Source organism: Streptomyces sp. NPDC047706 (assembly GCF_043204795.1).
Taxonomy (GTDB): domain Bacteria; phylum Actinomycetota; class Actinomycetes; order Streptomycetales; family Streptomycetaceae; genus Streptomyces.
Genome location: NZ_JBIDCW010000004.1, coordinates 169,538 through 195,974, shown reverse-complemented (window position 1 = coordinate 195,974; position 26,437 = coordinate 169,538). Strand labels below are relative to the sequence as shown.

The following is a 26,437-nucleotide window of genomic DNA, read 5'->3' as shown; positions in this document are numbered from 1 at the left end:
GGCCCGCGATGCTCAGAGGAGTCGTACACGTACTGGCTTGGTCGCTCGCCACGGGCGCGGCGACCACGCTGTCGTGGTGGGGTGTCCACTCGGTCATGGCGGGCACGGTCTACGACCCACCGCGCGCGCTGCCCGTCACCGCAGCCGGCACGACCACGCCGGAGCCGGAGCCGGAGCCGACCGCCGCGAGCACGCCCCGGCCCGAGCCGTCGGGGACCCCGGGCGCCCCGCCGGCCACGCGGGGGCCGGTCACTGCGGCCACCGCGAGCAGCGGCCCGAGCCCGGAGGCGCCCGCCTCCGCCTCCGCGTCGGGCGAGGTCAAGAGCTACGCCACCGAGGGGGGCCGGGTCGTCTTCGACATCGGCGAGAGCTCCGCGGCGCTGGTGTCGGCGACCCCGGGCGCGGGCTGGTCGATGCAGGTGTGGAAGACGCAGACGTGGATCCGCGTGGAGTTCGCGGCGGGCGCCGAGCGGGTGTCGGTGTTCTGCACATGGCACGACGGCCCGCCGCGGGTGGAGATCGGCACGTACTAGCCCGCGTGCGGCGCCCTTGCCCCAGGCCCCGTGCCCGGCGCCCGGCATCGGGCGCCCGGTCTTCCGTGCCCCGTGTTCCGTGCCCGGCGTTCGGCGTTCAGCGGAAGACCGACGGTGGAGGCGCCGGTGAGGCGACCGCCGCGGCGTCCGTCACCGGGGTGGCGCCTCCCGTGAAGTCGGTGAGCCTGCTGCCGTGTTCGACGCGGCCGGGGTGGGGGTCGGAGGCGGCGCGGCGGGTCAGTTCGGTGATCGGGAGGGGATGGTCCGAGGCGACGAGGACCGCGTTCCCGAACCGCTTGCCCCTCAGCACGGCCGGGTCGGCGACCAGGGCGAGCTCGCTGAATCGTGCGGCGGCCGTGGCGATCTGGGCGCGCAGATGGGCGAGCGGCGGGCCGTCGGCGAGGTTGGCGGTGTACAGCCCGCCGGGCCGCAGCGCCCTGCGGACCTCGTCGAGGAACTCGGTCGAGGTGAGGTGGGCGGGCGTACGGGCGCCGCTGAACACATCGGCGACGACCAGGTCCGCCCAGCCGTCCGGCACCTTGCCGAGCCCCTCGCGGGCGTCCGCCGAGCGCACCCGGATGCGCGCGTTCGGCGCCAACGGCAACTCGCGGCGCACCAGTTGGACAAGGGACGCGTCGCGTTCGACGACCTGCTGGGTGGAGCGGGGGCGGGTGGCGGCGACGTAGCGGGCGAGGGTGAGGGCGCCACCGCCGAGGTGCACGGCCTGCAGCGGTCTGCCGGGGGGCGCGGCGAGGTCGACGACATGGCCGAGACGCCGCTGGTACTCGAAGAAGAGATACGCAGGGTCGTCCAGATCGACGTGCGACTGCGGGGCGCCGTCGATGAGCAGGGTCCACGCACGCGCCCGGTCCCGGTCCGGGATCAACTGGGCGAGCCCGCCGTCGACGGTCTCTTCGACGGCTTCGACGGCGGCCTGCACCCGCCGCGGCTTCCTGGACCTTCCCACGCAGCCATTATCGGGGGGTACGGCGGCATCGGCTCAGCCGGCGGCGGCGCGGGGGCCGGCGCGGGCGTCAGCGGCAGTTGTCCGCCGCCTCGATCGTCCGTGCCGCCTCGCCCAGTGCCCGGCGCAGTACCGCCGGGTCGGTCGCCGGCTCGGACTCGCCGGGCGGCAGCAGCCAGGCCGAGCCCGGGAGCGACCCGGGGCCACCGGCCGGCGGCTCGGCCGCCAGGTTCAGTCCCCGTCCGTTGGTCTCGGTGCAGGTGCTGCCCGGCATGTCCCACCCCGCCGCCGTCCCGGGCGGGACCACGAAGCAGAGGGTGTCGCAGCCGTCGTCGTGCAGGACCGGGCCCACGGCCTCGATCTCACCGCGCCGGAGAATGTCCACTGCCTCCAGCCCCTGCCGGGCGGGAACCGTCACGAGGTCGCACGCCGGCAACGGCGTACAGGAAGCAGTGCTCCGGCTGGTCTCCATCCCGGCCTCCACCACGGAAGTCCTCCTTGGGCGAGCAGGCCGGGAGTCGGGCGGCTCCCGGTCCACCGGGTTCAACGTCCGACGGCGTCAACGGCTACGGAGGAAGTGCGCCGCAAAGGATGGCAGTTCATGGCAGATCCTGGATGAGATATCCGGTTTGTAGCCAAACGCAGCGTGCCGTGCCCGTCACAGCAGGTACGTTCTTGCCCGCCGGAATCAGGGCATCACTTGGATAAATAGTTCAACTCACCCTTAACCGGCATGGTTCGACGGTTCGCATGAGAGGACCCGGCCATGACGTCGTCAAGCGCGACCTCGTCCCAGCCCAACCGGCCACCGCGGCCGAACCTCGCCTTCCGGCGCCTGCGCGGCAGGCGTTCACCTGCCGAGTTCGCCGCGGCGGTGCGGCGCGCCGCGCGCGAGATCGGCGAGCGGGTCAGCTGTGACGCGCGCTACATCGGCCGGGTGGAGGCGGGCGAGATCCGCTGTCCCAACTACGCCTACGAGCGGGTGTTCCTGCACATGTTCCCCGGACGCACGCTCACCGACCTGGGGTTCGCGCCCCGCTCGTCCGTTCGCGGGCGCGGTCGCGGGGCGCGGCCGGACGAGGACACGCCCCCCGCGCGCTCCCAGAGCACGGCGCAGAGCACGAGTGAGACGCACGGGGCGGGCGAGCCGTATGACACCACGCAGGACCCGTACGACACGCACATCAACTACGAGGAGAGCGACGTGCTGCGTCGCGCATTCATGACCGGCGGAGGCGCCACCGTGGCCGCCGCCTCGCTGAGCCCCTTCGGGCTCGCACTCGACGCCTCGGCGGCGGAACCTCCCGTGCGGCGCGCCGGGTCGAGCGACGCGGGCGCACTCGAAGAGGCCGTCCGCAGAATCAGGTTGCTCGACGACCGGCACGGGGCGGACGGGTTGTACCGGCGCGCGGCGGCTCCGCTTCGCGCCGCGTACGCGCTGCTGGACGCCGGCGCGACACGGCAGGCGACCGCCGACCGCTTGCATTCCGGCGCCGGTGAACTGGCCATCTCCGTGGGGTGGCTGGCGCACGACTCGGGCCGGTTCGACGACGCGCGCTCGCACTACGCGGAGGCGCTGGCGACCGCGCGGATGACCGGCGATCCGGCGCTGGAGGCGCACGCCTTCTGCAACACGGCGTTCCTCGCGCGGGATGCCGGCCGGCCCCGGGAGGCGGTTCGGGCGGCGCAGGCCGCACAGCGGATCGCGCGGCCCCTGGGGTCGGCGCGGCTGATGTCGCTGCTGGCGCTGCGTGAGGCAGGGGGATGGGCGGGGCTCGCCGACCGCACCGGATGCGCCCAGGCGCTCACCCGCGCGCACGCCCTGTACGACCGGGGTCCCTCGGACGCCGACCCCGAGTGGATGACCTTCTACGGAGAAGCCGAACTGGAGGCGCTGGAGGCCCAGTGCTGGTCGACGCTGGGCGACTGGACCCGGGCGTCACGGCACGCGCGGCGGGCCGCGCATCTGCAGGATCCGCACTTCACCCGGAACATCGCCCTCTACACGGCCGAACTCGCCGACGACCTCGCGCGCGGGGGGCGGCCCGACGAGGCCGCCGCAGCGGGGATGCGGGTGCTGGACCTGCTGGACGAGGTCCAGTCGTCGCGCATCCAGGCGATGCTGGCGGGGACGGCGCGGGTGCTGCTGCCGCACCGGCGGGCGTCCGGGGTGTCGGAGTTCCTCGAACGGCACGCCTCCTCGCCACGAGGGGTGTGACGCGGGCACGGGGTGCGGGACCCGGCGTGGCACCCCCGTACGACTACCCCGCCAGGTGACCCATGTCGTTCCAGCTCTCGATCGCCGGCTCGCCGTACGCCCAGCCCAGCACGGACAGGGATGTCGGGTTGAGGCGGATGCGGGCCGCGAAGTCGAGGGGGAGGTCAAGCCAGCGGGCGCCGATCGACCGCAGGATGTGGCCGTGCGCGAAGACCAGGACGTCGCGGTCCCGCGAGCGGGCCCAGGCGACGACCTCGTCCGCGCGGGCCGTCATGTCGGCCGGGCTCTCGCCCCCGGGGACACCGTCGCGCCAGATGAGCCAGCCGGGGCGGCGGGCCTGGATCTCGGCCGGGGTCAGGCCCTCGTACGCGCCGTAGTCCCACTCCAGGAGCGCGTCCCAGGTGCCGGCCCGTGAGCCGAAACCGGCCAGCTCGCAGGTCTCCCGCGCGCGGGAGAGCGGGCTGGTGCGGACCTCCACGCCGCGCAGCCCGGCGTAGGGCGCCTGGTGCATGCGTTCGCCGAGGAGTTTCGCGCCGCGCCGCCCCTCGTCGAGGAGGGGTATGTCGGTCCTGCCGGTGTGCTTTCCGGCCAGCGACCACTCCGTCTGCCCGTGCCGGGCCAGCAGGATGCGCGGTGCCATGAGGGGACGGGGCCTTTCCTTAAGAAGAACTGAGGCGGAACCTCTCCATCATCGCGCACCTCCTCCAGGGGCAACCCGGGGGGCGATCCCGGCGTCTATCAGGGCCGGAAGGGCACCCGCAGGGCGCAGACACATACACCGTAAAGTGGTACGACCGGCCGCCGGGCCGAGGGGCGCCGCGACAAGAAGGGGGAGGGCGATCGGATGCCGCACGCCGAGAAACCGGGCATCGAGGCGGCCCCCCACCCCCGGTTGCGCTGGTGGTCCGAGCTGCCGCTGATCCTGCTGGTGTACGCCTGCTACTCGGCGGGCCGGCTGCTCGCCCGCGGCGACGCCACCACCGCCGTCGACCACGGCCTGGCGATACTGCGACTCGAGCAGGCCCTGCATCTCAATGCCGAGCATCCGCTCAACCGCCTGTTCACGCGCGAGGCGTGGATAGGCGTACCGGCCGACTTCTGGTACGCGTCCCTGCACTACCTGGTCACGCCCGCGCTGCTCATCTGGCTCTTCCGGTCCCGGGCGGTGCGCTACCGCGCGGCCCGCACCTGGCTGATGACCTCGACCTTCATCGGTCTGGTCGGCTTCACGCTGATGCCCACCTGCCCGCCCCGGCTGCTGTCCGCCGGGTACGGCTTCGTGGACACGATGGCCCAGTACAGCACGTACGGCTGGTGGGCCGGAGAGGCGAGCGCGCCACGCGGACTGGGCGGCATGACCAACCAGTACGCCGCGATGCCCAGCCTGCACGTCGGCTGGGCGCTGTGGTGCGGGGTGATCCTGTGGCGGTACGGCGGGACACGCCTGGCCAAGGCCGCCGGGGTCGTCTATCCGCTGGTGACCACGATCGTGGTGATGGGCACCGCCAACCACTACTTCCTCGACGCGGTCGCGGGCGCCGCGGTGATGGGCGCCGGGCTGCTGCTGACGCCGTACGTGATGCGCGCCTCGAACCGCGTGCGGACATCGCTGACGGCCCGCCTCGCACCGGCGACGACGGACTCCTGGGCCACTCGGGCCTCGGTTGTCGGTGGCGGATGTCAGACTTCGGCGGGTGAGCGAATTCCACGGCAGCGCGAGTCGCGGTCCGGATCAGGAGCCGAGCCGAGTGCCTCCCCCACGGACGCGGGGGACGGCGCTCCGGCACCGGCTCGCTGAGCTGCGCGGTCCCGACGTCCCGGCCAAGGCGCTGGACGCCCGCGCCCTTGCGGCCCTCGCCGCCAACCCGGGCTGCAGACGGCGCGCGATCCTCGACGGCGCCGGGGTGAACAAGGCGGCGCTGGCCGGTGCGCTGGGCTCGCCGCCGGCGTTCGGGCAGTCTCAGTTCGCCTTCATGCGCGGCAACGCGTTCGAGGCGCGCGTCAAGGCGGACGGCGGCGCCGACCTGCTGCGGCTGGCGCACGAGAAGCTGGACCCGGGTGCCCAGGCCCCCGCGCAAGCGCGCTTGCCCGAGTTGTCGGCCGTCGGTCCCGAGGGCCGTGCCGCGCGTACGGCGCCGGCACTGCGCGAGGCCGTCGAAGCCGGCGGCTGGACGCTGCTCGACCATCCGATGCTCGCGCTGGACGTCGCGGGCTCCCCCGCGTTCCTGGAGCCGGACGCCGTGGTCGTGCACCCGGACGGCACCTGGACGGTCGTCGAGATCAAGTCGTTCCCGATGCTGGACGGTTCCGCGGATCCCGCGAAGGTGGGCGCCGCCGCGCGGCAGGCGGCGGTGTACGTGCTGGCGCTGGAGGAGGTCGCCGCCCGCATGGATCCCGTCCCGCCGGTGCGCCACCAGGTCCTGCTGGTCTGCCCGAAGGACTTCTCCAACCTGCCCACCGCCTCCGCCGTCGACGTGCGCAAGCAGCGCGCGGTCACCCGGCGCCAGCTGACCCGCCTCACGCGTATCGAGGACATCGCCGACGCGCTCCCCGAGGGCACGTGCTTCTCCCCCGAACTGCCCGCCGACCGGCTCACGGCCGCGGTGGAGTCGGTTCCGGCGATGTACGCGCCCGAGTGCCTGTCCGCGTGCGAGCTGGCCTTCCACTGCCGGGAACGCTCGCGCGCGGGGGGCGCCGTGACCTCCCTCGGCCGCTCCCTGCGCGCCGAACTGGGCGGTCTGACCACCGTCGAGGAGATCCTCGCGGCGTCCCGCGGCGAGCTCGGCGACCCCGGCGACCCGGCGGTGGCCGCCCTGCGCCGGGCGGCCCGGCTGCGCGCCGAGGCGCTGGGCCGGCAGCACCCCGGGTCACCTCCTGCACAGCACCCGGGGACGCCCGCACCGGGGCCCGCCGGGACGCCCGCCGCACAGCCCTCGGGGACGCACGGGCCGCAGCACCCCGACGCACCCCGCCGGCGTGCCGAGGGCCCGGAGGCCGCCCGGTGTCGCTGATCTCCACCCTCGCCCGGCTCGAAGCCGTCGGCGCCGGGCGCGCCCAGCCGGCCGCCACCGTCCGGCACCGGCACCTGTCCGAGCGCCCCCTCGTCCTCGTACCGCTGACCACCGCCGGTGAGGCGGGTGCCCCGCTCGGCGCGCTGGTCGGCACCGACCGGGACGCGCCGCGCCTGCTGGCCGTACCGCAGCCACGCGACCGCGACCTCCGGTTCACCTTCCTGGCCGAAGTGGCCGAGGTGGTCCTGCCGTACCTCGACGCGCACGCCGAGAGCGTGGAGGCGGCCGAGCGCACCGAGACCGACCCGGAGACCGGCAAGCGGGTCAAGGTCGAGGTGGAACTGTGCGCGGACGCCCCCCAGTTGATCGTTCCGAGCCGCCCGGGCATCGACCTCGTACGGCTCCTGGGACGCTCGATGCGCTTTCGCCGCACGGCGGAGCAGGACCCCGGGACGCCCCATCCCGCGCCGCCGCGGGTGCCGCTGCTCGGCCGGTGGCTGACGCACTACGGGGAACGCGCGCGGGTCCCCGGCTCCGCACTGCTGCTCGCCCTGACGGACGTGCTCTCACGGCACTGGGCGACCGGCCAGTCCAGCCTGGAGGACCAGCACCTGGGCGCGCTGCTCGCCTGGATCGACCCGCCGGAGGGCAGGACGGGCGCCGAGGCCGCCCTGCGAGCCGAGCTGGACAGGGACGGGAAGGGCCAGCTCCTGTGTCCGCCGGCGGGACCGGCCACCGACCCGGCGTTCGACAACAAGCTGCTCGCCCCGGCCATCGATCGCTACGACCGGGCGCGCACCGCCCTCGCCGCCGCCGAGGACGGCCTGGAGGCGGACGACCGGCTCGGGGACGTCACCGCCGCCGAGCGGGAGATCCGCGCCCTGGTCGAGCGGGTCACGCGCCCCACCTGGGACGCGGTCTGGCGGGGCCTCGACCTGTTGCGGGAGCTGCCCGAGGGGGCGCGGGTCGAGGAGCGCTGGACGCGTGACCGCTGGTCGTTCACCGGTCATCGTGACCGGGTGCTCGCGGGCGAGCCCCCGCAGCCGCGCCGCGACGACGCGGTGACGGCGGCGAACAAGCTGGCCGCGCGCGAGCGTGAACAGGCGCGCCTGGAGGCCCAGGAGGCGCTCGACGATCCGCTGGTGATGGCGGGGCGGCGGCTGTCCGGGGAGGCGTTCGCCGGCGAGGTCACGGATGTGGTCATGGCGTACAGCGAGGGCAAGCGGCCCAGCCCGCGCCCGCTGGTCACCGTCCGCACGGACGACCGGCCGCACCTGGGCGAGCGTGCGAAGGTGTACCGCTCGCTGGGCGGCAAGCCACAGGCGGCCGAGTTCGTCGCGTACGAGGACGAGGGGGCGCCGGAGGACGCCGCCGGGCCCGGCGGTAACGGCGGGCCCGGGGGTCACGGCGGGCCCGGGGGTCACGGCGGGCCCGGGGGTCACGGCGGGCCCGGCGGTAACGGCGGGCCCGGCGGTAACGGCGGGCCCGGGGGTCACGGCGGGCCCGGGGGTCACGGCGGGCCCGGGGGTCACGGCGGCGGGCTGCTCGTCCTGCGGATCCTCGACAAGATGGGGCGCGGCAAGGAACCCGAGGCCGGGTCCGTGCCGGAGAAGGGCGACCGCGTGTGTTTCACGCTGTTCGAGCACGAGCAGCGGGGCGGCGCGAAGCTGCCCGACCCGGAGGAGACGCCGTGGACGCACGGCGGGCCGCCCGGTGAGCGGACCGGTCCGGAACCCGCCGATCCCGTCACCGAGGAGGACGTCCTGTGACCACGGAGACCGCCTTCGACCCCGGTGCCGCGGCGGCGCGCGCGACCGGCGCGATCCTCCACGACACCCTGCACGGCCCGCACCGCGGTGTCGTCGTCGACTCCCCGCCCGGCGCCGGCAAGTCGACGCTGGTGGTGCGCGCGGCGCTCGAACTGGCCGGCGCCGGCCGCCCGCTGATGGTCGTCGCGCAGACCAACGCCCAGGTCGACGACCTGGTGCTGCGGCTTGCCGGGAAGGACCCCGAGCTGCCGGTGGGCCGCCTGCACAGCAGTGACGCGGACCCGTACGACAAGGCGCTGGACGAGCTGGCGAACGTACGGAAGTCGGCGAAGGCGGCGGACCTGACGGGGCTGCCGGTGGTTGTCTCCACGGCCGCCAAATGGGGTCACGTGAAGGTCGACGAGCCGTGGCGGCACGCCATCGTCGACGAGGCGTACCAGATGCGGTCGGACTCCCTGCTCGCCGTGGCCGGGCTGTTCGAGCGGGCGCTGTTCGTCGGTGACCCCGGGCAGCTGGATCCGTTCGCGATCGTGGGCAGCGAGCAGTGGGCGGGGCTGTCGTACGACCCCTCGGGGTCCGCCGTGACGACCCTGCTCGCGCACAACCCGGAGCTGCCGCAGCACCGGCTGCCGGTCTCCTGGCGGCTGCCCGCCTCGGCCGCGCCCTTGGTCTCGGACGCGTTCTACCCGTTCACGCCGTTCCGCAGCGGCACCGGTCACGGTGACCGGCGGCTCACCTTCGGTGTCCCGTCGGACGGCTCCGGGCCCGACCGGGTGATCGACGAGGCGGCGGAGTCGGGCTGGGGCCTGCTGGAGCTGCCCGCCCGGCACACGCCGCGCACCGACCCGGAGGCGGTGCGGGCGGTGGCGGCGGTGGTACGGCGGCTGCTGGACCGCGGCGGGGCGGCTTCGTCGGACCGCTCGCCGGAGCCGACGCCCCTGACCGCCGGCCGGATCGCCGTCGGCACGGCCCACCGCGACCAGGCGGCGGCCGTCCGGGCGGCCCTGGCGGAGCTCGGTGTCCACGAGGTCACCGTCGACACGGCGAACCGGCTCCAGGGCCGGGAGTACGACGTCACGGTCGTGCTGCACCCGCTCTCCGGCCGCCCCGACGCCACCGCCTTCCACCTGGAGACCGGCCGCCTGTGCGTGCTGGCCTCCCGCCACCGGCACGCGTGCGTCGTGGTCTGCCGGGCCGGTGTGAGCGACCTGCTGGACGACTACCCGTCGACGGAGCCGGTCCAGCTGGGGACGGCCGTCAAGTTTCCGGACGGGTGGGAGGCGAACCACGCCGTGCTGGCCCACCTGGCCGGGCACCGGGTGGGGTGGCGACCGTGAGCGGCGTCACGGCCTGCGGCCGCGCACCCGATTCCTGGCCTCAGGGCGCCCTTGCGCGGGCGCGAGAGAATTGAGGGTGGCCCACCCTGGACGGTGGTGCCGTCGGACACGTACGAGGAGGAGATGAGGACATGGCGGAGCCCACGCCGCGTCGGAACCAACCGCGGCTACGCCCCGCGCCCCTGCTCTTCGAGCCCGCGGAGGCGGCCTCGGATCCGGAGCACTTCTTCGATCTGGAGTCGATCGACGACCCCCGCAGGCTGCTGGCCCGGGCCACGGAGCTGACGCAGGCGTTCCGGGCCGCGGCCGACCGGGCGGTGGAGTTCCAGGCCATGGCGGCGGCCCAGCTCGCCGATCCGCGCCGGTTCGACCGGCTGACTCCGGCGGACATCGCCGAGCAGGCCGAGTGGACCGAGGACTACGCCAAGAAGATGGTGGAGTTCGGCCGCGATCTGCTGCGGGGCGTCGACGCGCGGGGCCCGGATCCCGTCTGAGGGTCCACCCTCTCGGCATATGCCAGCCGGGCAAGGTACCCCTTCCGGCCCCCTCCTGTCCCGGTTTCCGGCAACCCAGGGGAACGGGGCGTTCACTCCCGGTACTTGTAGCTGCCATGAGCAGCAGCACACTGACCTCGGACGGCGCGGCCTGGCTCGCCTCGGCAGGAACGTATCCGCGCAGCACCCTCGCGTTCTGGGAGGAGCGGCCGGACGCACCTGTGGTGCTGCCCTGCGGTTCCGCCTTCGACGTCGTGAGCGCGCCCGCGATCTTCGGGCGCCGGATGCTGGACCGGCTGTGGGACGACGGCCCCGGTTCCGGGCCGGTCGCGGTGTTCCGGGGCCGGATGCTGCTGTTCGCGGCGCCGGGCACGGCGCAGCGGCTGCCGTCGCTGCTGGAGTGGGAGGAGTGGGGGTCCGCGGGCGCGGGGCCCCCGGGCCGGACGGCCGCCGTCCCGCCGCTCCTCTGCCATGGAACGGGCGACGCGGTCACGGTCCCCGCCCCGGCCCCCACCGACCCCGAGGCGGCGTCCGGCTCCCGCTGGCTCGTCGCCCCCGACACCCTTGACCCGTGGCTCCCCGGCCCGGAAATCCTGCTCTGGGCTGCCGTCCGGGCGGCCCGCCCAGCGGTGCGGATATCGATTTTTCCTCCCCGCGACCAGGGTGCTAAGGTCTACGACGTCAGCAGGCGCCGCTAGCTCAGTTGGTTAGAGCAGCTGACTCTTAATCAGCGGGTCCGGGGTTCGAGTCCCTGGCGGCGCACGACGACGATGGCGGGGGGGGGGGGGGGGGGCCCCCCCGCCCCCCCCCCCCCCCCCGGGGGGGGGGGGCGCCCCCCCCCCCCCCCCCCCCCCCCCCCGCCATCGTCGTTCCTGTGCGGCCTCGCCCTTTCGGCCTCACTCTCGGCGTCGGCCACCCGTGGCCGTCTGCCGTGAGGTCACCCGGTCACCCGTTCGTGATCTTCACCGTCCATCCTCCCGACGCCGTGCGCCCCTCCACGTCCACCCGCACCGCGGTACCCGGCACGGTGAAGCTCTCCCCCAGCGCGACCGGCGCGTCCGCGAGTGGGGGGTAGACGGACCCCTCCCAGCACGCCTCCGTGTACGGGTGGGCGTCGATCACCTGGACCGGGCCGCCGCCGGACTCGGCGCCGGCGTGGACGCGGTAGACGAGGACGCCCTGCCGGCAGCTCTCCCGGTCGTTGCCGACCGAGCCACGGGCCTCGATGGCGAGGGCGCTGTCGGCCCCCGTGCGCACCACCGCCAGCTTGGTCCCGCGTCCCGCTCCGAAGGCGGGGGCGCCGGCCGGGGCGGTGGCCGGCACTCCGGGTGCCGCGCCGAGCGACTCCAGCGTCAGCCGTACGGGCCGGCCGCCCTGCACGCAGACCACCTGCCGGGGCTCCAGCCAGCCCAGCTTCCACTTGTGCCAGCCGAACAGGTCCGGGGCCAGCCCGAACTGGCTGCCCATCAGGTCCCAGTCACCCACATGGGTGTCCCAGTCGCCCTTTCCGTCGTCCGGCCGGTGATAGAGGTCCGGAAGGTCGAACACATGGCCGGTCTCGTGGGCGAGGACGAGCCGGTCCGGCGGGTGGTTCTCGAACACCGTGACGATCCGGCGGATCTCGGTGCCGTCGGCGCGCAACGGGGTGTCCAGGTTGACGACCTTCGTGGCGTCCGAGTCGACCCCGGGGGCGTGCGGGTCGGCGACGAAGTACACGACGTCGTAGCGCGAGAAGTCGACCTGACCGTCGGCGACGGCGAGCGCGTCACGCAGATAGGCGGACCGGTGCGCCGCGGCCCAGTCACGCTGTATGGCGTACGCCGTGGAGGGCCTCGGCATGCGGATCCAGTGCGGCACCGCGTGGGGCTGGAGGCGGAACTTGCCGTAGGAGGCGCGTTCGAAGTAGCGGCTGGTGGCCGGGAAGTGGTCGGCGCTCAGCTCGGCGGGGGTGGTCAGCGGGCGGGAGTCCGGGAAGGACAGGAAGACCATGACCGCGTCCAGCGTGCCGGCCGGCCGCGGGTAGGCGGCGTTCCAGGTGTCCAGGCCCTCGGAGTGGTGAGCCTGGGTGCGGGTGAGGGCACAGGGTCCGGCCGCGAAGGGCTCCGCGACCGAGGGGCAGGCGATGAGGGAGGTCGCCGCGACCGCCGACAAGGTGGTGAACACGGCCGCGGTGCTGCGCAGTCGGGGGCGGGCGGCGACGCGGCCGAGCCCCTGGAAGGCCTCACGGGTGCGTTCCCCCAGGGGCAGCTGGCGCGGCACATGGACCTCCGGATGCGGTTCGCGGGACACCGCATCCAGACTGTGTGAATTTATTGTTGTATGCCCTGTTTGCCTGCACCGGACGAGTGAGGGTGCCTGACTCCGAACGGGTCACGAAAACCGGCCGACACCCCCGAACCGCTCACGGACCGTCACAATCGGTCGGGGCGCGGGAGAACCGGGCCCCAGGCGGGCAGAAACGATCTGTCAGGAGGGCGGGTCGTTCCGCGCGTGTTCCGCGACACTGGACAGTGGGCTGCGAGCGGCGGGAGCGGCCCTCTATGATCGGCACACTTTCCTGACCCTTTCCTGCCCGGACAGAGATCGAGCAGAGATCGAGCAGATCGAGTGCACTGCGGGAGCGAGCGGTGAGCGGAACGTCCGAAGGGCCGGCGCCCGCGGCAGACCTCATCGGGCCGGCCGTCACAGACAGTAACCATCAGGCGTCGCGAGGTACCGGGCCCGACGCCTCCGACTCCTATCGGTCCGCCTTCGCGACCGCGCCACTGGCGATGGCCGTCGTCGACCGCGAAGGCGTGGTGGTCAGCGCCAACGCGGCCCTCACCGACCTGCTGGGCGCCGGTCCCGGCGAACTCGGCGGACGGGTCGCCGCCGACCTGGTCGACCTCGCCTCCGACGCCCGCACCTGGCACGCGTATCGCGAGCTGCTGCGGGGACGGGAGGCCAGACTGCGGTGCAGCCGGCGGCTGAAGCACCCCGAGGGGCACAGCGTCTGGGTGCAGGTCACCGTCGAGCCGCTGCGCGACGGCGCCGGCGGCGTGCTGCTGTCCGCCGCCGACATCAGCGCACGGCGTGAACTCCAGGGCAGGCTGCGGCACTTGCAGATGCACGATCCGGTGACCCGGCTGCCCAACCGCACACTGTTCTTCGAGCGCCTCTCGGCCGCCCTCGACCTGGAGTCGTACGAACGCGGCGGCACCGGCCGGGTCGGCCTGTGCTACCTGGATCTGGACGGCTTCAAGGCGGTCAACGACACCCTCGGCCACCGGGTCGGCGACCGGCTGCTCGCGGCCGTGGCCGAGCGGCTGGGCCGCTGCGCGGAAGAGGCCGGCTGGGGCAGGGGCAGCACACCGCTGGTGGCCCGGCTCGGCGGGGACGAGTTCGCGCTGCTGGTCGAGGACTCCACGGGCACCGAGCAACTCGCGGAGCTGGCCGAGTCGGTGCTCACGGCCCTCCAGGAACCCTTCGATCTGGCCGGTCAGCGGCTGTCGTTGTCGGCGTCGATCGGGGTCGTGGAACGGCAGGCCGCCGGCACCACCGCGACCGGTCTGATGCAGGCCGCCGACACCACGCTGTACTGGGCGAAGGCGGACGGCAAGTCCCGCTGGACGCTGTTCGACCCCGAGCGCAACGCGCATCGCATGACCCGCCAGGCGCTCGCCTCCACGCTCCGCCCGGCCATCGACCGGGGCGAGTTCGTCCTGGAGTACCAGCCGCTGGTCGGCATGGCCGACGGACGGCTCAGCGGGGTGGAGGCGCTGGTCCGCTGGAACCACCCGCAGTTCGGCATGCTGACGCCGAATCGGTTCATCGGATTGGCGGAGGAGGACGGCGCGATCGTCCCGCTGGGCCGCTGGGTGCTCGCCACCGCCTGCCGTCAGGCCCGCCGCTGGCAGCTCGAACGCCCCGGCGAGCCGCCCCTGTTCGTCTCCGTCAACGTCGCCGTACGCCAGGTCTGGGACTCCGACCTGGTCGCGGACGTCGCCGAGATCCTCGGCGAGACGGGGCTCGCCCCGCAACTGCTCCAGCTGGAGCTCACCGAGTCGGCGGTGATGGGCTCCGCGGGCCGCCCGTTGCAGGCCCTGCAGGCGCTCAGCGACATGGGCGTCCGCATCGCCATCGACGACTTCGGCACCGGCTACTCCAACCTCGCCTACCTCAGCAGACTGCCGGTGTCGGTGCTGAAGCTGGACGGGTCCTTCGTCCGGGGCTTCCAGTACGAGGACGCGGGCACCCACGCCAGCCCGGCCGACGAGGTCATCGTCGAGGCGATGATCCAGCTGGCGCACCGGCTGGGGCTGACCGTCACCGCCGAGTGCGTCGAGACCTCCTCACAGGCCGGCCGCCTGCGCCGGATCGGGTGCGACACCGGGCAGGGGTGGCTGTACTCCCGTCCGGTGCCGCCCGACCGCATCTCCGAACTGCCGGCCTGCCCTTACGGTCAGACGGTCGGCAACCCGTAGGCGTCCGCGACGAGTTCGTAGGAACGCAGCCGGACCTGGCCGGTGTGCGCGTTGGCGGTGAGCATCAACTCGTCGGCGCCGGTGCGCTTGTGGAGGTCGTCCAGGCCCGCGCGCACCTCGTCCGGGGTGCCGTGGACGACGTTGGCGTTCCAGGAGGTGACGAACTCCTCCTCCAGCGGGCTGAACTCGTAGGCCTCGGCCTCCTCCGGCGTGGGCACGAGGCCGGGCCGTCCGGTGCGCAGCCGGATCATGCTGAGCGCGGCGGCGCGGACCTGGCGCCGGGCCTCCTTGCCGTCCTCGGTGGCGAGCGCGGAGACGCCGATGAGGGCGTACGGCTCGTCGAGCAGGGCGGACGGCTTGAAGGACTGCCGGTAGAGGTCGAGCGCGGGGAGGGTGTTCTGCGCGGAGAAGTGGTGCGCGAACGCGAAGGGCAGGCCGAGCAGGCCGGCCAGCCGGGCGCTGAAGCCGGAGGAGCCGAGCAGCCAGACCGGCGGGCGGTGCGGTGACTGCACGCCGCCCGGCGAGGTGGCCTGGACCGGGCCCGGGACCGCGTGGATACGGCGGTAGGGGTGGCCGTCGGGGAAGTCGTCGTCCAGGAACCGGGTCAGCTCGGCGAGCTGCTCGGGGAAGTCGTCGGCGCCCTCGTCGAGCCGGCCGGAGCGGCGCAGGGCCGCCGCGGTGGCGCCGTCCGTGCCGGGGGCTCGCCCGAGGCCCAGGTCGACGCGGCCGGGGGCCATGGCTTCGAGGGTGCCGAACTGTTCCGCGACGACGAGGGGCGCGTGGTTCGGGAGCATGACGCCGCCCGAGCCCAGCCGTATGCGGCCGGTGTGCGCGGCGAGATGGGCCAGGATCACGGCCGGGGACGAGGAGGCGACGCCCGGCATGGAGTGGTGCTCGGCGACCCAGTAGCGGTGGAAGCCGCGCCGCTCCGCGAGGCGCGCGATGTCCACGCTGGTGCGCAGGGCCTCGGTGGCGGTACTGCCGGCGCCGACGGTGGCCAGGTCCAGGACGGAGAGGGGGACGGGTGCGGTGCCGTGGGCTGTGCCCCGGACCTCCTCTGTGGCGCCTTCGGACACGGTGGGGCCTCCTGGGTGGGGTGACGTTCGCCCCGAGGACAACGGGCGGGAGGGGTGGGCTATTCCTGGCCGGGCTCCTGACCGGCGTGCGTGCGGGCGGGGGCCGGTCGTCCCGGTCGTGATCGCCGCGCCGGTGGCAGTACCGTGTGAGGAGGTGGGGCGCGGCGTGGGAGGTATGGGCAGGTGATCAGGCCTTGACCGGTACGAACGCACGCCCTGAGCCCGGCGACGGCGGCTGGGCGGCGCGCCTGCACGGCATGTGGCAGGTGGCTCAGGACATCGCCGACGTGACGGACATGGCGCGGTACGTCTACGCCGAGGTGCTGGCCGAGCCCGGCGTCGTGGCCGTGACCGGCACCCGCTGGCACGGGGGCGAGCTGCTCTACCTGCGCAGGGCCACCGTCGACCGGCCCGTCCCCGAGACCACCCGCGGGCCCGCGGGCACGCTCCTCGCGGGCCCCGGCCGCCGGCCCGCCTCCCCCGCGGCCGCGCGGCCCTGCGCCGCACCGGTCGTGCACGTCCACGACCTGTCGGCGGCCGACGACGACTTCGCGCCCGACGCCGCGGAGCTCGCGGCCGCCGGCGCCCGGTGGGCGCTGGAGGCCCGGTTCCGGCTGGGCGACGGCGACGGGGACTGGGCGGCGTTCTCCGCCGGGCTCACCGAGTGGCCGGACCCGGACGCCGGGCTGGCCGGCAAGCTCGTCCAGGTGGCCGAGATCCTCGTGGCCAGCCATCGCCGCATCATGGAGTACCGCGCGCACGACCGCCGGCAGATCGAGGACGCCTTCCTCGCCGAGGCCTCGCTCCAGATGGACGCCAGCCTGGACGTCGAGGAGACCCTCGGCCGCGTCGCCCGGCTCGCGGTGCCCGCCGTCGCCGAGGGCTGTGTCCTGCATCTTCGCCGGCCGGACGGGCACCTGGCTCCGGTGGCGTCCGCGCACGTCGCGGCCTCCGTGCAGCCGTGGCTCGACGACCTCGCCCGCGACGACCCCTGGCTGGCGGCGCTGCGACGACGCGCCGTCGACGACGGGGAGAGCGTCGTCCTCACCGGGAACGGCCTGACCGGCGGGCCGTTCGGAGCGGCCGCCGGGGGGCCGGGGCGCGGGGTGCGAGCCGTGACCGTCAACCCGCTGCGCGCCCGGGGCAAGGCGATCGGCACCCTGACCTTCGTCTACCACCGGGACAGCTCGGAGGTCGCCAGTGCGCGTCTGCTGGGCGACCTCGCCCAGCGCGCCGCCCTGGCCATCGACACCACCACCGCCTACGAGCAGCGCCGCCGCAACGTCGAGCTGCTCCAGTACCAGCTCCTGCCCAGCGCGCTGCCGCAGTGGCCCGCCGCCGCACTGCACGCCGCCTACGAGGTCGCCGACGCGTCCCTGGACGTCGGTGGTGACTTCTACGACGCCGTCGTCGACCGGGACGGCCGCCTGGCCCTGGTCATCGGGGACGTGTGCGGACGCGGTGCGGAGGCCGCCGCCATGACCGGCATGGCCCGGCACACCCTGCGCACCCTGCTGGAGGACAGCACCCCGCCCGCCCGCGCGCTGGACCGGCTCAACGCGGCCCTGCACGGCCAGTCGGCCAGCCGGTTCGTCACCGCTCTGATCGCGCTGCTCACCCCTACCGGGCGGGGCGAGTGCGCGGCGGAGGTCGTCGCCGCCGGGCACCCCCGCCCGATGGTCAGGCGAGCCGACGGGCGGGTGGAGGAGATCGAGGGCGCCGGGGTGTTCCTGGGCGTGCTGCCCGACATAGGTGCCGAGCCCACGCGGGTCCAGCTCCGCCCCGGGGACACGTTGGTGATGTTCACCGACGGCCTGACCGAGGCGCGCTCCGCGGAGGGCGTCATGTTCGAGGACCTGCTGCCGCAGGCCGTCCGGGAGTGCGACGAGGCGCCCGACCCGGCGGCCGAGCTGATCGCCCGGGCGGCGAAGTTCCGCGCGACGGGCAACGACGACACCGCCGTACTGGTCGTACGGCTGGAAGGGACGCCGTGAAGCCGCAAGCCGACGTCGGACGCATCGACCAGGGCAGCGTCCTGGTGGTCGAGGACAGCCCCGAGGACACCGAGGCGATCGAACGCGCCCTGCGCCAGACCCACCCCGACCTGCGCACCGAGTTCGTCAGCCGCGGGGACGGCGTGGTCGACTCGCTGCTGGCGCGCCAGGAGCTGCCGGGGCTGATCCTGCTGGACCTCAACATGCCGGGCGCCGGCGGGCACGCCGTGCTGGCGGCGATCCGGTCCCGGCCCGAGCTGAGGGATGTCACGGTCGTGGTCTTCACCTCGTCGACCTCCCCGGGGGAGGTCGACGCCTGCTACGCGGCGGGGGCCGACAGCTACATCTACAAGCCGGTGAACTTCGCGCTGTTCCGGACCGTGCTCAAGGGAGCGGTCGACTACTGGCGGCAGTCCCGCCCAGCGTGAAGCAGAACGCCGTGCCCCGGCCGGGCGTGCTGTCCAGCCACATCCGGCCACCGTGCCGCTCGACGATGCGTTTCACCACCGCGAGGCCCACACCGGTGCCGCCGCCGCGCTCCGTCGCTCCGTGCAGGCGCCGGAACAGCTCGAACACCTCCTGCTGCTGTTCCGGTGCGATGCCGATGCCGTTGTCCCGCACGACGATCACGGTCTCTCCCGCCTCCCCCGGCCCGGCGGACACCTCCACCCAGCGGTCGGCGCCGTCGCGGGCGTACTTGGCGGCGTTGACCAGGAGGTTCACCAGGATCTCGTGCAGCCGGTCGGGGTCGGCCGTCACCCGTCCGAGCGGGCCGCGCCGCAGCGTCACCCGCTCCTCCTCCAGGCGCGGGCCGGCCACCTCGAGCGCCGCGTCCAGCACGCCGCCCAGGTCCACCTCCTCGACCCGCAAACCGGCGCGGCCCAGCCGGGCGAAGTGCAGCAGGGAGTTCAGCAGCGAGTCCATGCGGTCGGCGAGCCGTCGCATGGTGTGCAGTCTGCGCAGGGTGGCGTCGTCCAGGGCGGTGGCGTCCTCGATGGCGAACGTCGCCGCGTTGGAGATGCCGCGCAGCGGCTCCTTGAGGTCGTGGGCGGCGACGTGGGCGAAGGAGTCCAGGTCCAGGTTCGTGGTGCGCAACTCGTCGTTGAGCGCCGACACGGCGTCGGCCTGGCGCAGCACCAACTCGGTGAGCAGCCGCCACAGTTCCCGTGCGGCGGCCTCGTCGCGGGCGGACCACGGCAGGCTCCGGCCGCGCATCGTCGCCCGGAACACCGCCGACGAACCGCGCGGCGTCAGCCGCTCGCCGCGCGGCCCCACCCGGAGCGGGGCCGCGGGGTCCGCCGCCCACTGCCGGGGCGCCGGGCGTTCCCCGCGCGACCAGGCGAGGAAGTCCCCGGACCGGCTGAGCGCCACCATCAGGACGCCCGCCGGACCGTGCCCTTGAGGCCCTTCCCCTTGAGGTCCGTCCCACGCCAGTTCCCCGGCCGGCACCTCCGCCAGCCGGTCGGTCGCCCACACCGCGCCGGGTGTCAGCGCGGCGGCGCGTCCGGCCAGGGCTCGCACCAGGTCCTCCGGAAAGCCGGCGCCGCCGGCCACAATCCGGCCGCCCCGGCTGAGCAGGACGCCGTCGGCACGCAACAGGTCGGCCACCGGCCGGACATGCTCGGCGAACCGGTCCTCCAGCCCGTGCTCCAGCAGCCGGGCCACCGACGCGGCCCGGCGTCCCGACTCGCTCAGGGCGTCCGACCGTTCCCGTTCCTCGATCAGGGCCAGTTGCAGGGAGAAGGCCGTGCCGAACATCTCGCAGGCCGAGCGGACCTCGGGCGGCAGGCGTACGGGACCGGCCCCGTGACAGGCGATCAGGCCCCACAGCCGCCCCTCCCGCAGTACGGACACCGACATCGACGACCGCACCCCGATGTTGCGCAGGTACTCCAGGTGGAAGCCGGACACGGTGCGCAGGGCCGCCTGTGACAGGTCCAGCGGCGCTCCGGTCGCCGCGCGCACCGGCGGGTGCAGCCCCACGGTGGTGTCCTCGACGTCGCAGATCACCCTGATCCAGTTCTCCCGGTACAGCCGCCGGGCCTGTGGCGGGATGTCCGTCGCCGGGAACCAGAGCCCCAGCCAGGGCTCCCATCCCGGGGTGACGTCCTCGGCCACGACCTCGCCGGGGCCGTCCTCCTCGTCGAAGCGGTAGACCACCACGCGGTCGAAGCCGGTCAGCGCCCGCATCTCGCGGGCCGCGATCCGGCAGCAGTCGGCGACGGTGCCGGCGCCCCGCAGCCCGGCCAGGGCTCGTCTGATGCCCTGGTAGAAGGTGGAGAAGCCCGGCGCGCCACCGGTGCGTGGCTCGAACTCCAGTACAAGCAGCCCGTCCCGGCGGTGCGCGGACACGTCGACCTGCCCGTCCGTCGGCCACCCGTGGCCTGCCACCACGGGGAAGGCGACCGGCACCTCGTCGTCCGCGGACGTGCCGCGCACCGCCTCGTCGTAGTGGGCGGCCGGCAGGACACGGGTGACGGGCCCGCCGACCAGCGCGGCGGGCCCCACCCCGAACATCGCGCCGGTGTTCTGCGATGCCACCTCCACGAGTCCGGTGGCGGGGTCGACCGCGACCAGTGAGCCGTAGGACTGGATACCGCCCAGGAGGTGGATGGGCTCGCGCACGCACTCCGACAGGTCGAACCCGTCCGACACGGCGGCCTCCGCCGCCCAGGCCCGCTCCGACAACCACCGGTCCGCCACGCCGCCGCCCTCGCTTCCCGTCCGGATGCCCGCCGGGTACCGAGGGTGAACCTACCCGGCACCCGCGACCGACGCGGCCCGCGGACCCGGCGGGGAGCCCTGTGCCTCCCGCGTACCGCGCGTGGTGCGCACGCCGGGGAGCTGGGGTACGATCATCATGCCTGCCCAGGGGTCAGTCCCCGTCGGCGGGCAGTGCGTTGGTGGTCCAAGGAAAGACGCCCCGCTTCCTGCGGGGAGATGCAGGTGCAAGGCCTGCCCGGCGCTCCAGCGAGGAACCCCGGCTCCGCCTCGGCGGGCCGGGGTTCTCCCGTTCCGGATCACCGGAGCTTGGCCTCCTGCGCGTCGATGACCGCGGTCGGCTGCGCGGTCTCCTCGCCCCGGCCGGCCGCCGCGATGTTGAAGGACGAGAACCCGGCGAGGGTGGTGCCCTGCCGGAAGACGACCACCTTGGTCTCCGCAGGGGTGCCGCCGTCCGTCTTCGTGCCCACCGTCCAGGCGACGGCGTCCTCGCCGACCGCGAGCTTCTCCTCGGTGACCTTGGTGACCTGCTGCTTCTCACCACCGACCGCCATGGAGAAGCCCCCGGCGCACTTCTGGCCGGCCGCCCGGAGCGCGGCGAGGTTCCGCTCCGCGCCGTCGGCGTCGTAGGACCACAGGGAGGTCATGGTCTTGGTGATGTCGAGCGAGTCGAGCATGGCCGCCTCGGCCTCCTCCTCCGTCATCTCAGCCAGTTCCTCCATCGAGGGCATGCCCTCGCCGGCCGCCTTGGAGTTCTGGGTGACGAGCCGCTGGGCGCTCGCCGCCGGCTCGCCCGCCGGCAGGGCGGACAGCGCCTGGGCGACGGGCTCGCACTCCGCCTGCTCGACGGAGAGGGTGGCGGGGTCGAAGAGGTCGGCCTTGCCCGGCTTCTTGACCTGGTGGTCCTTGAGGTCGGCCATGGCGAGCGCGAGCTTGTCCAGCTCGGCGGCGGTCAGCGCCTTCGCCGCCGCCTCGGTGGACCCGGCGCCGCCCTTCGCCTCCTTGTCGCCGGCCTCCGCGCCGGCCTGGTCGCCTCCACCGCAGGCGGTGACCACGAGGGCGAGGACGGCCGCGGAAGCGGTCAGTGCGGTACGGCGGACAGCGGTGGCTCTCATGGTTCTTCTCCCGGTTCAGTGCCCCGCGCCGAGGTGCGGCGCGGGGTCCACGGGATCAAGACCACCCTGACCGCGACAAGGTTGTACCGGGCAACCACCTCGTCGGCGGGCCCCTCACACCTGCACGATCGGCTCCTTGGTGAACAGGGCGCCCAGCTCCGGGGCGTTCACCCGGCGGTCCGCGAGCCGCAGCGCCTCCCAGACCGTGACCTGGTTGGCGGTGAGGACCGGCTTGCCCAGTTCCTTCTCCAGGGCCGGGATGTGCGCGGCCGTGTGCAGCGCCGTGTCCGGCAGGAGGAGGGCCTGCGCGTCGGGCGCGTCGGCGGCGCGGGCCAGCGCGAAGACCTCGGCCTCGCCCCAGGTGCCCACCTCGGCCGCGGTGACGATCCCGGAGCTGCGGACGCCGCTCACCTCGATGCCGGCCGCCCCCAGGAAGTCCACGAAGAGCCGGGCCACGTCCTCGGGGTAGGTCGCCCCGACCGCGACCCGCCCCGCACCGACCTCCCGTACGGCGTGCACGAACGCGAAGGACGTCGAGGACGCCGGCATGCCCGCGGCCTGGGCGAGGGTGCGCACCTGCTCGTGTGCGCCGTCCCAGCCGTGCACGAAGCTGCCGCTGGTGCAGGCCCACACGACGGCTTCGGCACCGGCGTGCCGCAGCTCCTGCACGCCGGCCGCGAGCCGGGCCGGGGCGCCCATCTCGAGCAGGGCGTCCACCCGGTGGGCGTCCTCGCCGATGTCGGTGTGCACCAGGTCGACCCGGATGTCGCTGCCCAGGAGCTGTTCGATGCGCGGATAGTCGTCCTCGGCGGAGTGGCCCGGGTAGAGGAATCCCAGTGCTGTCATGTCCAGCCTTCCTGCTGCTGCTCTTCTTCCGGCACTACGGCGCCGGGGGTGTCCCCCGGCAGTACGGGGCCGGTGCGCGCCGCCGGATCGATCAGCGCCTGGTACGGCCCCACCGCACGGGTACCCAGTCGGCGCAGCGCCGCCCACATCGTCACTTGGTTGGCGGAGATCACCGGTATGCGCAGCTCGGCCTCCAGTTGCGGGATCACGTCGTAGGTCGGCAGGTTGGTGCAGCTGATGAACAGGGCGTCGGCGGCGCCGCGCACGGACTGCCGGGCCATGTCCACGACCTCGCGGTACGGCACCTTCCAGATGTGCCGGGTCAGCCCCATGAACGCGCAGCCGGTGACCGCGACGCCCGCCTCAGCGACATAGCTCTCCAACGCCCGCGTCACCGACACCGTGTAGGGCGTCACGAGCGCCACCCGCCGGACGTCCAGCTCGACCAGCGCCTCCAGCAGCGCACCCGAGGTGGTGATCGCCGGCACGTTGCCCGCCCGGCTCATCGCCTCGCACATGGCGCGCTCACCGATCACGCCGCCGACGAAGCTGCCCGAGGTGCAGGCGTAGCCGATCACCTCGGGCTCGACCGCGTTCAGTGTGCGCACCGCCTCGCTCAGCGTCTCGTGCTCGCTGACCAGGCGGGCGAGGTCCAGGCTCACCTCGACCGGCACGTAGGGGGTGCGGGTGACGTGCAGGGAGACCTCGTCGGGCACCCAGCGCCACAGTTCGCGGTCCAGCGCGAAGTCGAAGGGGGCGACGACACCGATTCCGCGTTGCGGAGCCGGTCCGCCGAGAAAAGCGACGTCCATGGCAGGCACCGGCCTCACGCTCGGAGACGAGTGGGCAACGGATCGTGGGGAACGCCCGTGTTGACGACGGTAGGTTCGGGTGCGAGCGTGGTCAATCCGCCTGGATCACTCCCAGGTCAACAAGCGGTTAAACCCCGTTGACATGTCGTCACCGGCCGTCGACCCACGGTCGGCCGCCCCCGCGAACGGCTGGAGAAACGGCTGCTCATGCCCACCCCCACCCTGCTCGTCCTGGACGCCGAACCGCTCCCCCGGCTGGGCCGCCTCACCGGCCGCGCCCTGATCGAGCACACGGACGCCGCGGCGCTCGCCGAGCGGCTGCCGCACGCGGATGTGCTGCTCGTGTGGGACTTCACCTCGCACGCCGTGCGGGAGGCCTGGCCGGGCGAGGGGCCGCGGCCGCGCTGGGTGCACACCGCGAGCGCGGGCGTGGACCACCTGATGTGTCCGGAACTCGCCGCGTCCGGCACCGTGGTGACGAACGCGCGCGGCATCTTCGACCAGCCCATCGCCGAGTACGTCGCCGCCCTCGTGCTGGCGATGGCGAAGGACCTGCCTCGCACGCTGGACTTCCAGCGGGAGCGGATCTGGCGGCACCGCGAGTCGCAGAAGGTCACCGGGGGCCGCGCGGTGGTGGTCGGCTCCGGCCCGATCGGCCGGGCGATCGTCCGCACCCTGAAGGCGCTCGGCGTCACCACCGCTCTCGTCGGCCGCACCCCGCGCACCGGCGTCCACGGCCCCGGCGACCTGGACCGGCTGATGTCCCGGGCCGACTGGGTGATCTCTGCGGCGCCGCTCACGGAGCAGACGCGGGGCATGTTCGACGCCCGCCGCTTCGGGATGATGCAGCCGTCCGCCCGCTTCGTCAACGTCGGCCGGGGGCAGCTGGTCGTGGCGGACGCGCTCGCCGAGGCGCTCGCCAAGCGCTGGATCGCGGGCGCGGCCCTGGATGTCTTCGAGGCCGAACCCCTGCCGCCGGACAGCCCGTTGTGGCAGGTGCCGAACCTGATCGTGTCCCCGCACATGAGCGGCGACACGGCGGGCTGGCGGGACGAACTCGGTGCGCAGTTCGTGGAGTTGTACGAGGCGTGGGAGGCGGGCCGGCCGCTGCCGAACGTGGTGGACAAACAGCGTGGGTATGTACCCGGACACTGACGTTCCTGGGAGGGTGGATGACCGAGCTCACCGAGCTGACCGCCGTACGGCTCCTCGACGGTTACCGCAAGGGCGAGTTCAGCCCCGTGGAGGCGGCCCGCGCGGCGCTGGAGCGGGCCGAGGCGATCCAGCCGGAGGTGAACGCCTTCGTCCGGCTGACCGCCGAGGACGCGCTGCGCCGTGCGCGGGAGTCGCAGGAGCGATGGCGGCGCGGTGAGCCGGACGGGCTGCTCGACGGGGTGCCGGTCACCGTGAAGGACATCCTGCTGCTGCGCGGCGCCCCGACCCTGCGCGGCTCCCGCACGGTCGATCCGGCCGGCCGCTGGGACGAGGACGCCCCCTCCGTCGCCCGGCTGCGCGAGCACGGCGCGGTCTTCCTCGGCAAGACGACGACACCCGAGTTCGGCTGGAAGGGCGTCACGGACTCGCCGCTCAGCGGGGTGACGCGCAATCCGTACGACCCCGCGCGCACCGCGGGCGGCTCCAGCGGCGGCGCGGCGGCGGCCGTGGCGCTGGGGGCGGGGCCGCTGGCGCTCGGCACCGACGGCGGCGGCAGTGTGCGCATCCCGGCCGCCTTCTGCGGCATCTTCGCGCTGAAGCCGACGTACGGGCGCGTGCCGCTGTACCCGGCGAGCGCGTTCGGGACGCTCGCGCACGTGGGGCCGATGACCCGGGACGCGGCGGACGCGGCGCTGCTGATGGACGTGATCGGTGGCCCGGACTCGCGCGACTGGTCGGCGCTGTCGGCGGCGTCCGCGCCCTTCTCCGACGGCCTGGTGGGCGGCGTGCGCGGGCTGCGGGTGGCGTACTCGCCGTCGCTCGGGGGGCAGGTGGCGGTGCGGCCCGCGGTCGCGGCGGCGGTACGGCGGGCGGTGCAGCGGCTGGCGGAACTCGGCGCGTACGTCGAGGAGACCGACCCCGACCTCACCGACCCGGTGGACGCCTTCCACACGCTGTGGTTCAGCGGGGCGGCCCGCGTCACCCAGCGTCTCGGGCCGGAGCAGCGCGCCCTGCTGGACCCGGGGCTGCGGGAGATCTGCGCGCAGGGTGCCCGCTGCTCGGCGCTGGACTATCTGGCCGCGGTGGACGTCCGGATGGATCTGGGCCGGCGGATGGGCCGCTTCCACGACACCTACGACCTGCTGCTCACCCCGACCCTGCCGGTCACGGCGTTCGAGGCGGGCGCCGAGGTGCCGAAGGGTTCGGGGCACCGGCGGTGGACGGGCTGGACCCCGTTCACCTACCCGTTCAACATGACCCAGCAGCCCGCGGCGACCGTGCCCGTCGGGACGGACGGGGACGGCCTGCCGATCGGGCTGCAGCTGGTGGCGGCCCGGCACCGGGACGACCTGGTGCTGCGGGCGGCACACGCCCTGTACGAGGCGGGTGCCGCCGCCGCTGTCAGGCCCGCCGGAAGCTGAGCGTCTCCCCGGCCGCGCCGGTCCGCCACAGGTCGTTGCAGGCCTCGGCCATCGCGGGCAGGCCCTCGACGATCTGGCCCCAGACGATGCCGGGGACCCAGCCGACGTCGGCGTTGAGCAGCAGGTTGTTGCGTTCGTAGAAGAGCGCCAGGTCCACGAGGGTCGTACCGGCGCGGACCTCGCGGTCGTAGCCGTAGGCCTTGGTGCCCAACTCCGTACCGGCGAAGGCGAAATAGCACAGATCGCCCGGAATGGGGGTTACGGTCGGATTTTCGAGGGGTGGCTCGGATGCCGCGAAGGGCGGGAAGAGGGCGTAGATCTCGTTGCGGGCGTACTTGGCGTGGTAGACCTCGCCGGACAGCGGCAGGGCGTCCCAGACGGCCGCGCAGGTGACCGGCGCGCGGTCGTCGAGCAGCCGGGCCGTGCAGGTGACGGCGCGTTTGTCCAGCGAGACCTCGATGTAGCGATCAGCCATGGGTTCCATGGGAGTGCCCGGCGGCGGCGCGGT

The 26,437-nt window shown here is 74.1% G+C and carries 23 protein-coding genes and 1 tRNA gene; 14 read left to right on the top strand and 10 right to left on the bottom strand.

The window, feature by feature from the left end:
- The first annotated feature begins 8 nt into the window (after positions 1 to 8).
- Positions 9 to 533: a hypothetical protein gene (locus ACGF8A_RS06460; protein ID WP_393105148.1), complete on the top strand. Its 525-nt coding sequence runs from the start codon at positions 9 to 11 to the stop codon at positions 531 to 533.
- Positions 534 to 630: 97 nt separating this feature from the next.
- Here ACGF8A_RS06460 and ACGF8A_RS06455 read toward each other — a convergent pair whose 3' ends face one another.
- Both ACGF8A_RS06455 and ACGF8A_RS06450 read right to left on the bottom strand, forming a co-directional pair.
- Positions 631 to 1,500 (bottom strand): spermidine synthase, encoded by an 870-nt coding sequence (locus ACGF8A_RS06455; RefSeq protein ID WP_393104835.1) that lies wholly within the window; start codon positions 1,498 to 1,500, stop codon positions 631 to 633.
- Between the two features lie 67 nt (positions 1,501 to 1,567).
- Positions 1,568 to 1,984, bottom strand: a complete 417-nt coding sequence (locus tag ACGF8A_RS06450) for a hypothetical protein (RefSeq protein WP_393104833.1) — start codon at positions 1,982 to 1,984, stop codon at positions 1,568 to 1,570.
- Positions 1,985 to 2,263: 279 nt separating this feature from the next.
- Here ACGF8A_RS06450 and ACGF8A_RS06445 point away from each other — a divergent pair, with 279 nt between their 5' ends.
- Positions 2,264 to 3,715: a hypothetical protein gene (locus ACGF8A_RS06445; protein ID WP_393104831.1), complete on the top strand. Its 1,452-nt coding sequence runs from the start codon at positions 2,264 to 2,266 to the stop codon at positions 3,713 to 3,715.
- A gap of 43 nt (positions 3,716 to 3,758) precedes the next feature.
- On the opposite strand, the gene ACGF8A_RS06440 is transcribed toward ACGF8A_RS06445, so the two are convergent.
- Positions 3,759 to 4,355, bottom strand: coding sequence for a histidine phosphatase family protein (locus tag ACGF8A_RS06440; protein WP_393104829.1), 597 nt, complete (start codon positions 4,353 to 4,355; stop codon positions 3,759 to 3,761).
- A gap of 204 nt (positions 4,356 to 4,559) precedes the next feature.
- Between ACGF8A_RS06440 and ACGF8A_RS06435 the strand changes: the two genes are divergently transcribed.
- The 7 genes from ACGF8A_RS06435 to ACGF8A_RS06405 all read left to right on the top strand — a co-directional run bounded on the left by ACGF8A_RS06435 (position 4,560) and on the right by ACGF8A_RS06405 (position 11,088).
- A complete protein-coding gene (locus tag ACGF8A_RS06435) occupies positions 4,560 to 5,513 on the top strand; it encodes a phosphatase PAP2 family protein (RefSeq protein ID WP_393104827.1) in 954 nt (317 codons plus the stop codon).
- Positions 5,464 to 6,726, top strand: coding sequence for a hypothetical protein (locus ACGF8A_RS06430; protein ID WP_393104825.1), 1,263 nt, complete (start codon positions 5,464 to 5,466; stop codon positions 6,724 to 6,726). Before ACGF8A_RS06435 ends, ACGF8A_RS06430 begins: the two co-directional genes overlap by 50 nt.
- A complete protein-coding gene (locus tag ACGF8A_RS06425; RefSeq protein WP_393104823.1) occupies positions 6,717 to 8,495 on the top strand; it encodes a hypothetical protein in 1,779 nt (592 codons plus the stop codon). The genes ACGF8A_RS06430 and ACGF8A_RS06425 overlap by 10 nt, the downstream gene beginning before the upstream one ends.
- On the top strand, positions 8,492 to 9,832 hold the full coding sequence (locus ACGF8A_RS06420) for an AAA domain-containing protein (protein WP_393104821.1): 1,341 nt from the start codon (positions 8,492 to 8,494) through the stop codon (positions 9,830 to 9,832). The genes ACGF8A_RS06425 and ACGF8A_RS06420 overlap by 4 nt, the downstream gene beginning before the upstream one ends.
- A gap of 131 nt (positions 9,833 to 9,963) precedes the next feature.
- Complete coding sequence (locus ACGF8A_RS06415; protein ID WP_393104819.1) at positions 9,964 to 10,326, top strand: hypothetical protein; 363 nt, start codon at positions 9,964 to 9,966, stop codon at positions 10,324 to 10,326.
- Complete coding sequence (locus tag ACGF8A_RS06410; RefSeq protein WP_393105146.1) at positions 10,323 to 11,024, top strand: bifunctional DNA primase/polymerase; 702 nt, start codon at positions 10,323 to 10,325, stop codon at positions 11,022 to 11,024. The genes ACGF8A_RS06415 and ACGF8A_RS06410 overlap by 4 nt, the downstream gene beginning before the upstream one ends.
- A tRNA-Lys gene (locus ACGF8A_RS06405) sits at positions 11,015 to 11,088 on the top strand. The genes ACGF8A_RS06410 and ACGF8A_RS06405 overlap by 10 nt, the downstream gene beginning before the upstream one ends.
- Positions 11,089 to 11,271: 183 nt before the next feature.
- On the opposite strand, the gene ACGF8A_RS06400 is transcribed toward ACGF8A_RS06405, so the two are convergent.
- Positions 11,272 to 12,615 (bottom strand): M6 family metalloprotease domain-containing protein, encoded by a 1,344-nt coding sequence (locus ACGF8A_RS06400; protein ID WP_393104817.1) that lies wholly within the window; start codon positions 12,613 to 12,615, stop codon positions 11,272 to 11,274.
- Between the two features lie 338 nt (positions 12,616 to 12,953).
- On the opposite strand from ACGF8A_RS06400, the gene ACGF8A_RS06395 reads away from it, so the two are divergent.
- Complete coding sequence (locus tag ACGF8A_RS06395) at positions 12,954 to 14,789, top strand: putative bifunctional diguanylate cyclase/phosphodiesterase (protein WP_393104815.1); 1,836 nt, start codon at positions 12,954 to 12,956, stop codon at positions 14,787 to 14,789.
- On the opposite strand, the gene ACGF8A_RS06390 is transcribed toward ACGF8A_RS06395, so the two are convergent.
- Positions 14,768 to 15,865: an LLM class flavin-dependent oxidoreductase gene (locus ACGF8A_RS06390; RefSeq protein ID WP_393104813.1), complete on the bottom strand. Its 1,098-nt coding sequence runs from the start codon at positions 15,863 to 15,865 to the stop codon at positions 14,768 to 14,770. The two genes, ACGF8A_RS06395 and ACGF8A_RS06390, sit on opposite strands and share 22 nt — an antisense overlap.
- Before the next feature lie 194 nt (positions 15,866 to 16,059).
- Here ACGF8A_RS06390 and ACGF8A_RS06385 point away from each other — a divergent pair, with 194 nt between their 5' ends.
- Both ACGF8A_RS06385 and ACGF8A_RS06380 read left to right on the top strand, forming a co-directional pair.
- Positions 16,060 to 17,859, top strand: a complete 1,800-nt coding sequence (locus ACGF8A_RS06385; RefSeq protein ID WP_393104811.1) for a PP2C family protein-serine/threonine phosphatase — start codon at positions 16,060 to 16,062, stop codon at positions 17,857 to 17,859.
- Positions 17,856 to 18,287 carry a response regulator gene (locus ACGF8A_RS06380; RefSeq protein WP_393104809.1) on the top strand — a complete coding sequence of 144 codons (432 nt, stop codon included), beginning with the start codon at positions 17,856 to 17,858 and terminating at the stop codon, positions 18,285 to 18,287. The genes ACGF8A_RS06385 and ACGF8A_RS06380 overlap by 4 nt, the downstream gene beginning before the upstream one ends.
- On the opposite strand, the gene ACGF8A_RS06375 is transcribed toward ACGF8A_RS06380, so the two are convergent.
- The 4 genes from ACGF8A_RS06375 to ACGF8A_RS06360 form a co-directional block, all read right to left on the bottom strand.
- A complete protein-coding gene (locus tag ACGF8A_RS06375) occupies positions 18,244 to 20,562 on the bottom strand; it encodes an ATP-binding protein (protein ID WP_393104807.1) in 2,319 nt (772 codons plus the stop codon). The two genes, ACGF8A_RS06380 and ACGF8A_RS06375, sit on opposite strands and share 44 nt — an antisense overlap.
- 317 nt (positions 20,563 to 20,879) lie before the next feature.
- Positions 20,880 to 21,695, bottom strand: coding sequence for a hypothetical protein (locus ACGF8A_RS06370; RefSeq protein ID WP_393104805.1), 816 nt, complete (start codon positions 21,693 to 21,695; stop codon positions 20,880 to 20,882).
- 114 nt (positions 21,696 to 21,809) lie between these two features.
- Entirely contained in the window at positions 21,810 to 22,541 is a 732-nt protein-coding gene (locus ACGF8A_RS06365) for an aspartate/glutamate racemase family protein (protein WP_393104803.1), read from the bottom strand.
- The gene (locus ACGF8A_RS06360) at positions 22,538 to 23,353 is read right to left on the bottom strand and encodes an aspartate/glutamate racemase family protein (RefSeq protein ID WP_393104801.1); all 816 of its coding nucleotides are present in this window, start codon (positions 23,351 to 23,353) and stop codon (positions 22,538 to 22,540) included. The genes ACGF8A_RS06365 and ACGF8A_RS06360 overlap by 4 nt, the downstream gene beginning before the upstream one ends.
- Before the next feature lie 207 nt (positions 23,354 to 23,560).
- On the opposite strand from ACGF8A_RS06360, the gene ACGF8A_RS06355 reads away from it, so the two are divergent.
- On the top strand, positions 23,561 to 24,508 hold the full coding sequence (locus tag ACGF8A_RS06355) for a D-2-hydroxyacid dehydrogenase (RefSeq protein ID WP_393104799.1): 948 nt from the start codon (positions 23,561 to 23,563) through the stop codon (positions 24,506 to 24,508).
- A 17-nt stretch (positions 24,509 to 24,525) separates the two neighbouring features.
- Entirely contained in the window at positions 24,526 to 25,929 is a 1,404-nt protein-coding gene (locus ACGF8A_RS06350; RefSeq protein ID WP_393104797.1) for an amidase, read from the top strand.
- Here ACGF8A_RS06350 and ACGF8A_RS06345 read toward each other — a convergent pair.
- Positions 25,910 to 26,404, bottom strand: coding sequence for a DUF3830 family protein (locus ACGF8A_RS06345; protein ID WP_393104794.1), 495 nt, complete (start codon positions 26,402 to 26,404; stop codon positions 25,910 to 25,912). The two genes, ACGF8A_RS06350 and ACGF8A_RS06345, sit on opposite strands and share 20 nt — an antisense overlap.
- Positions 26,405 to 26,437 lie beyond the last annotated feature (33 nt).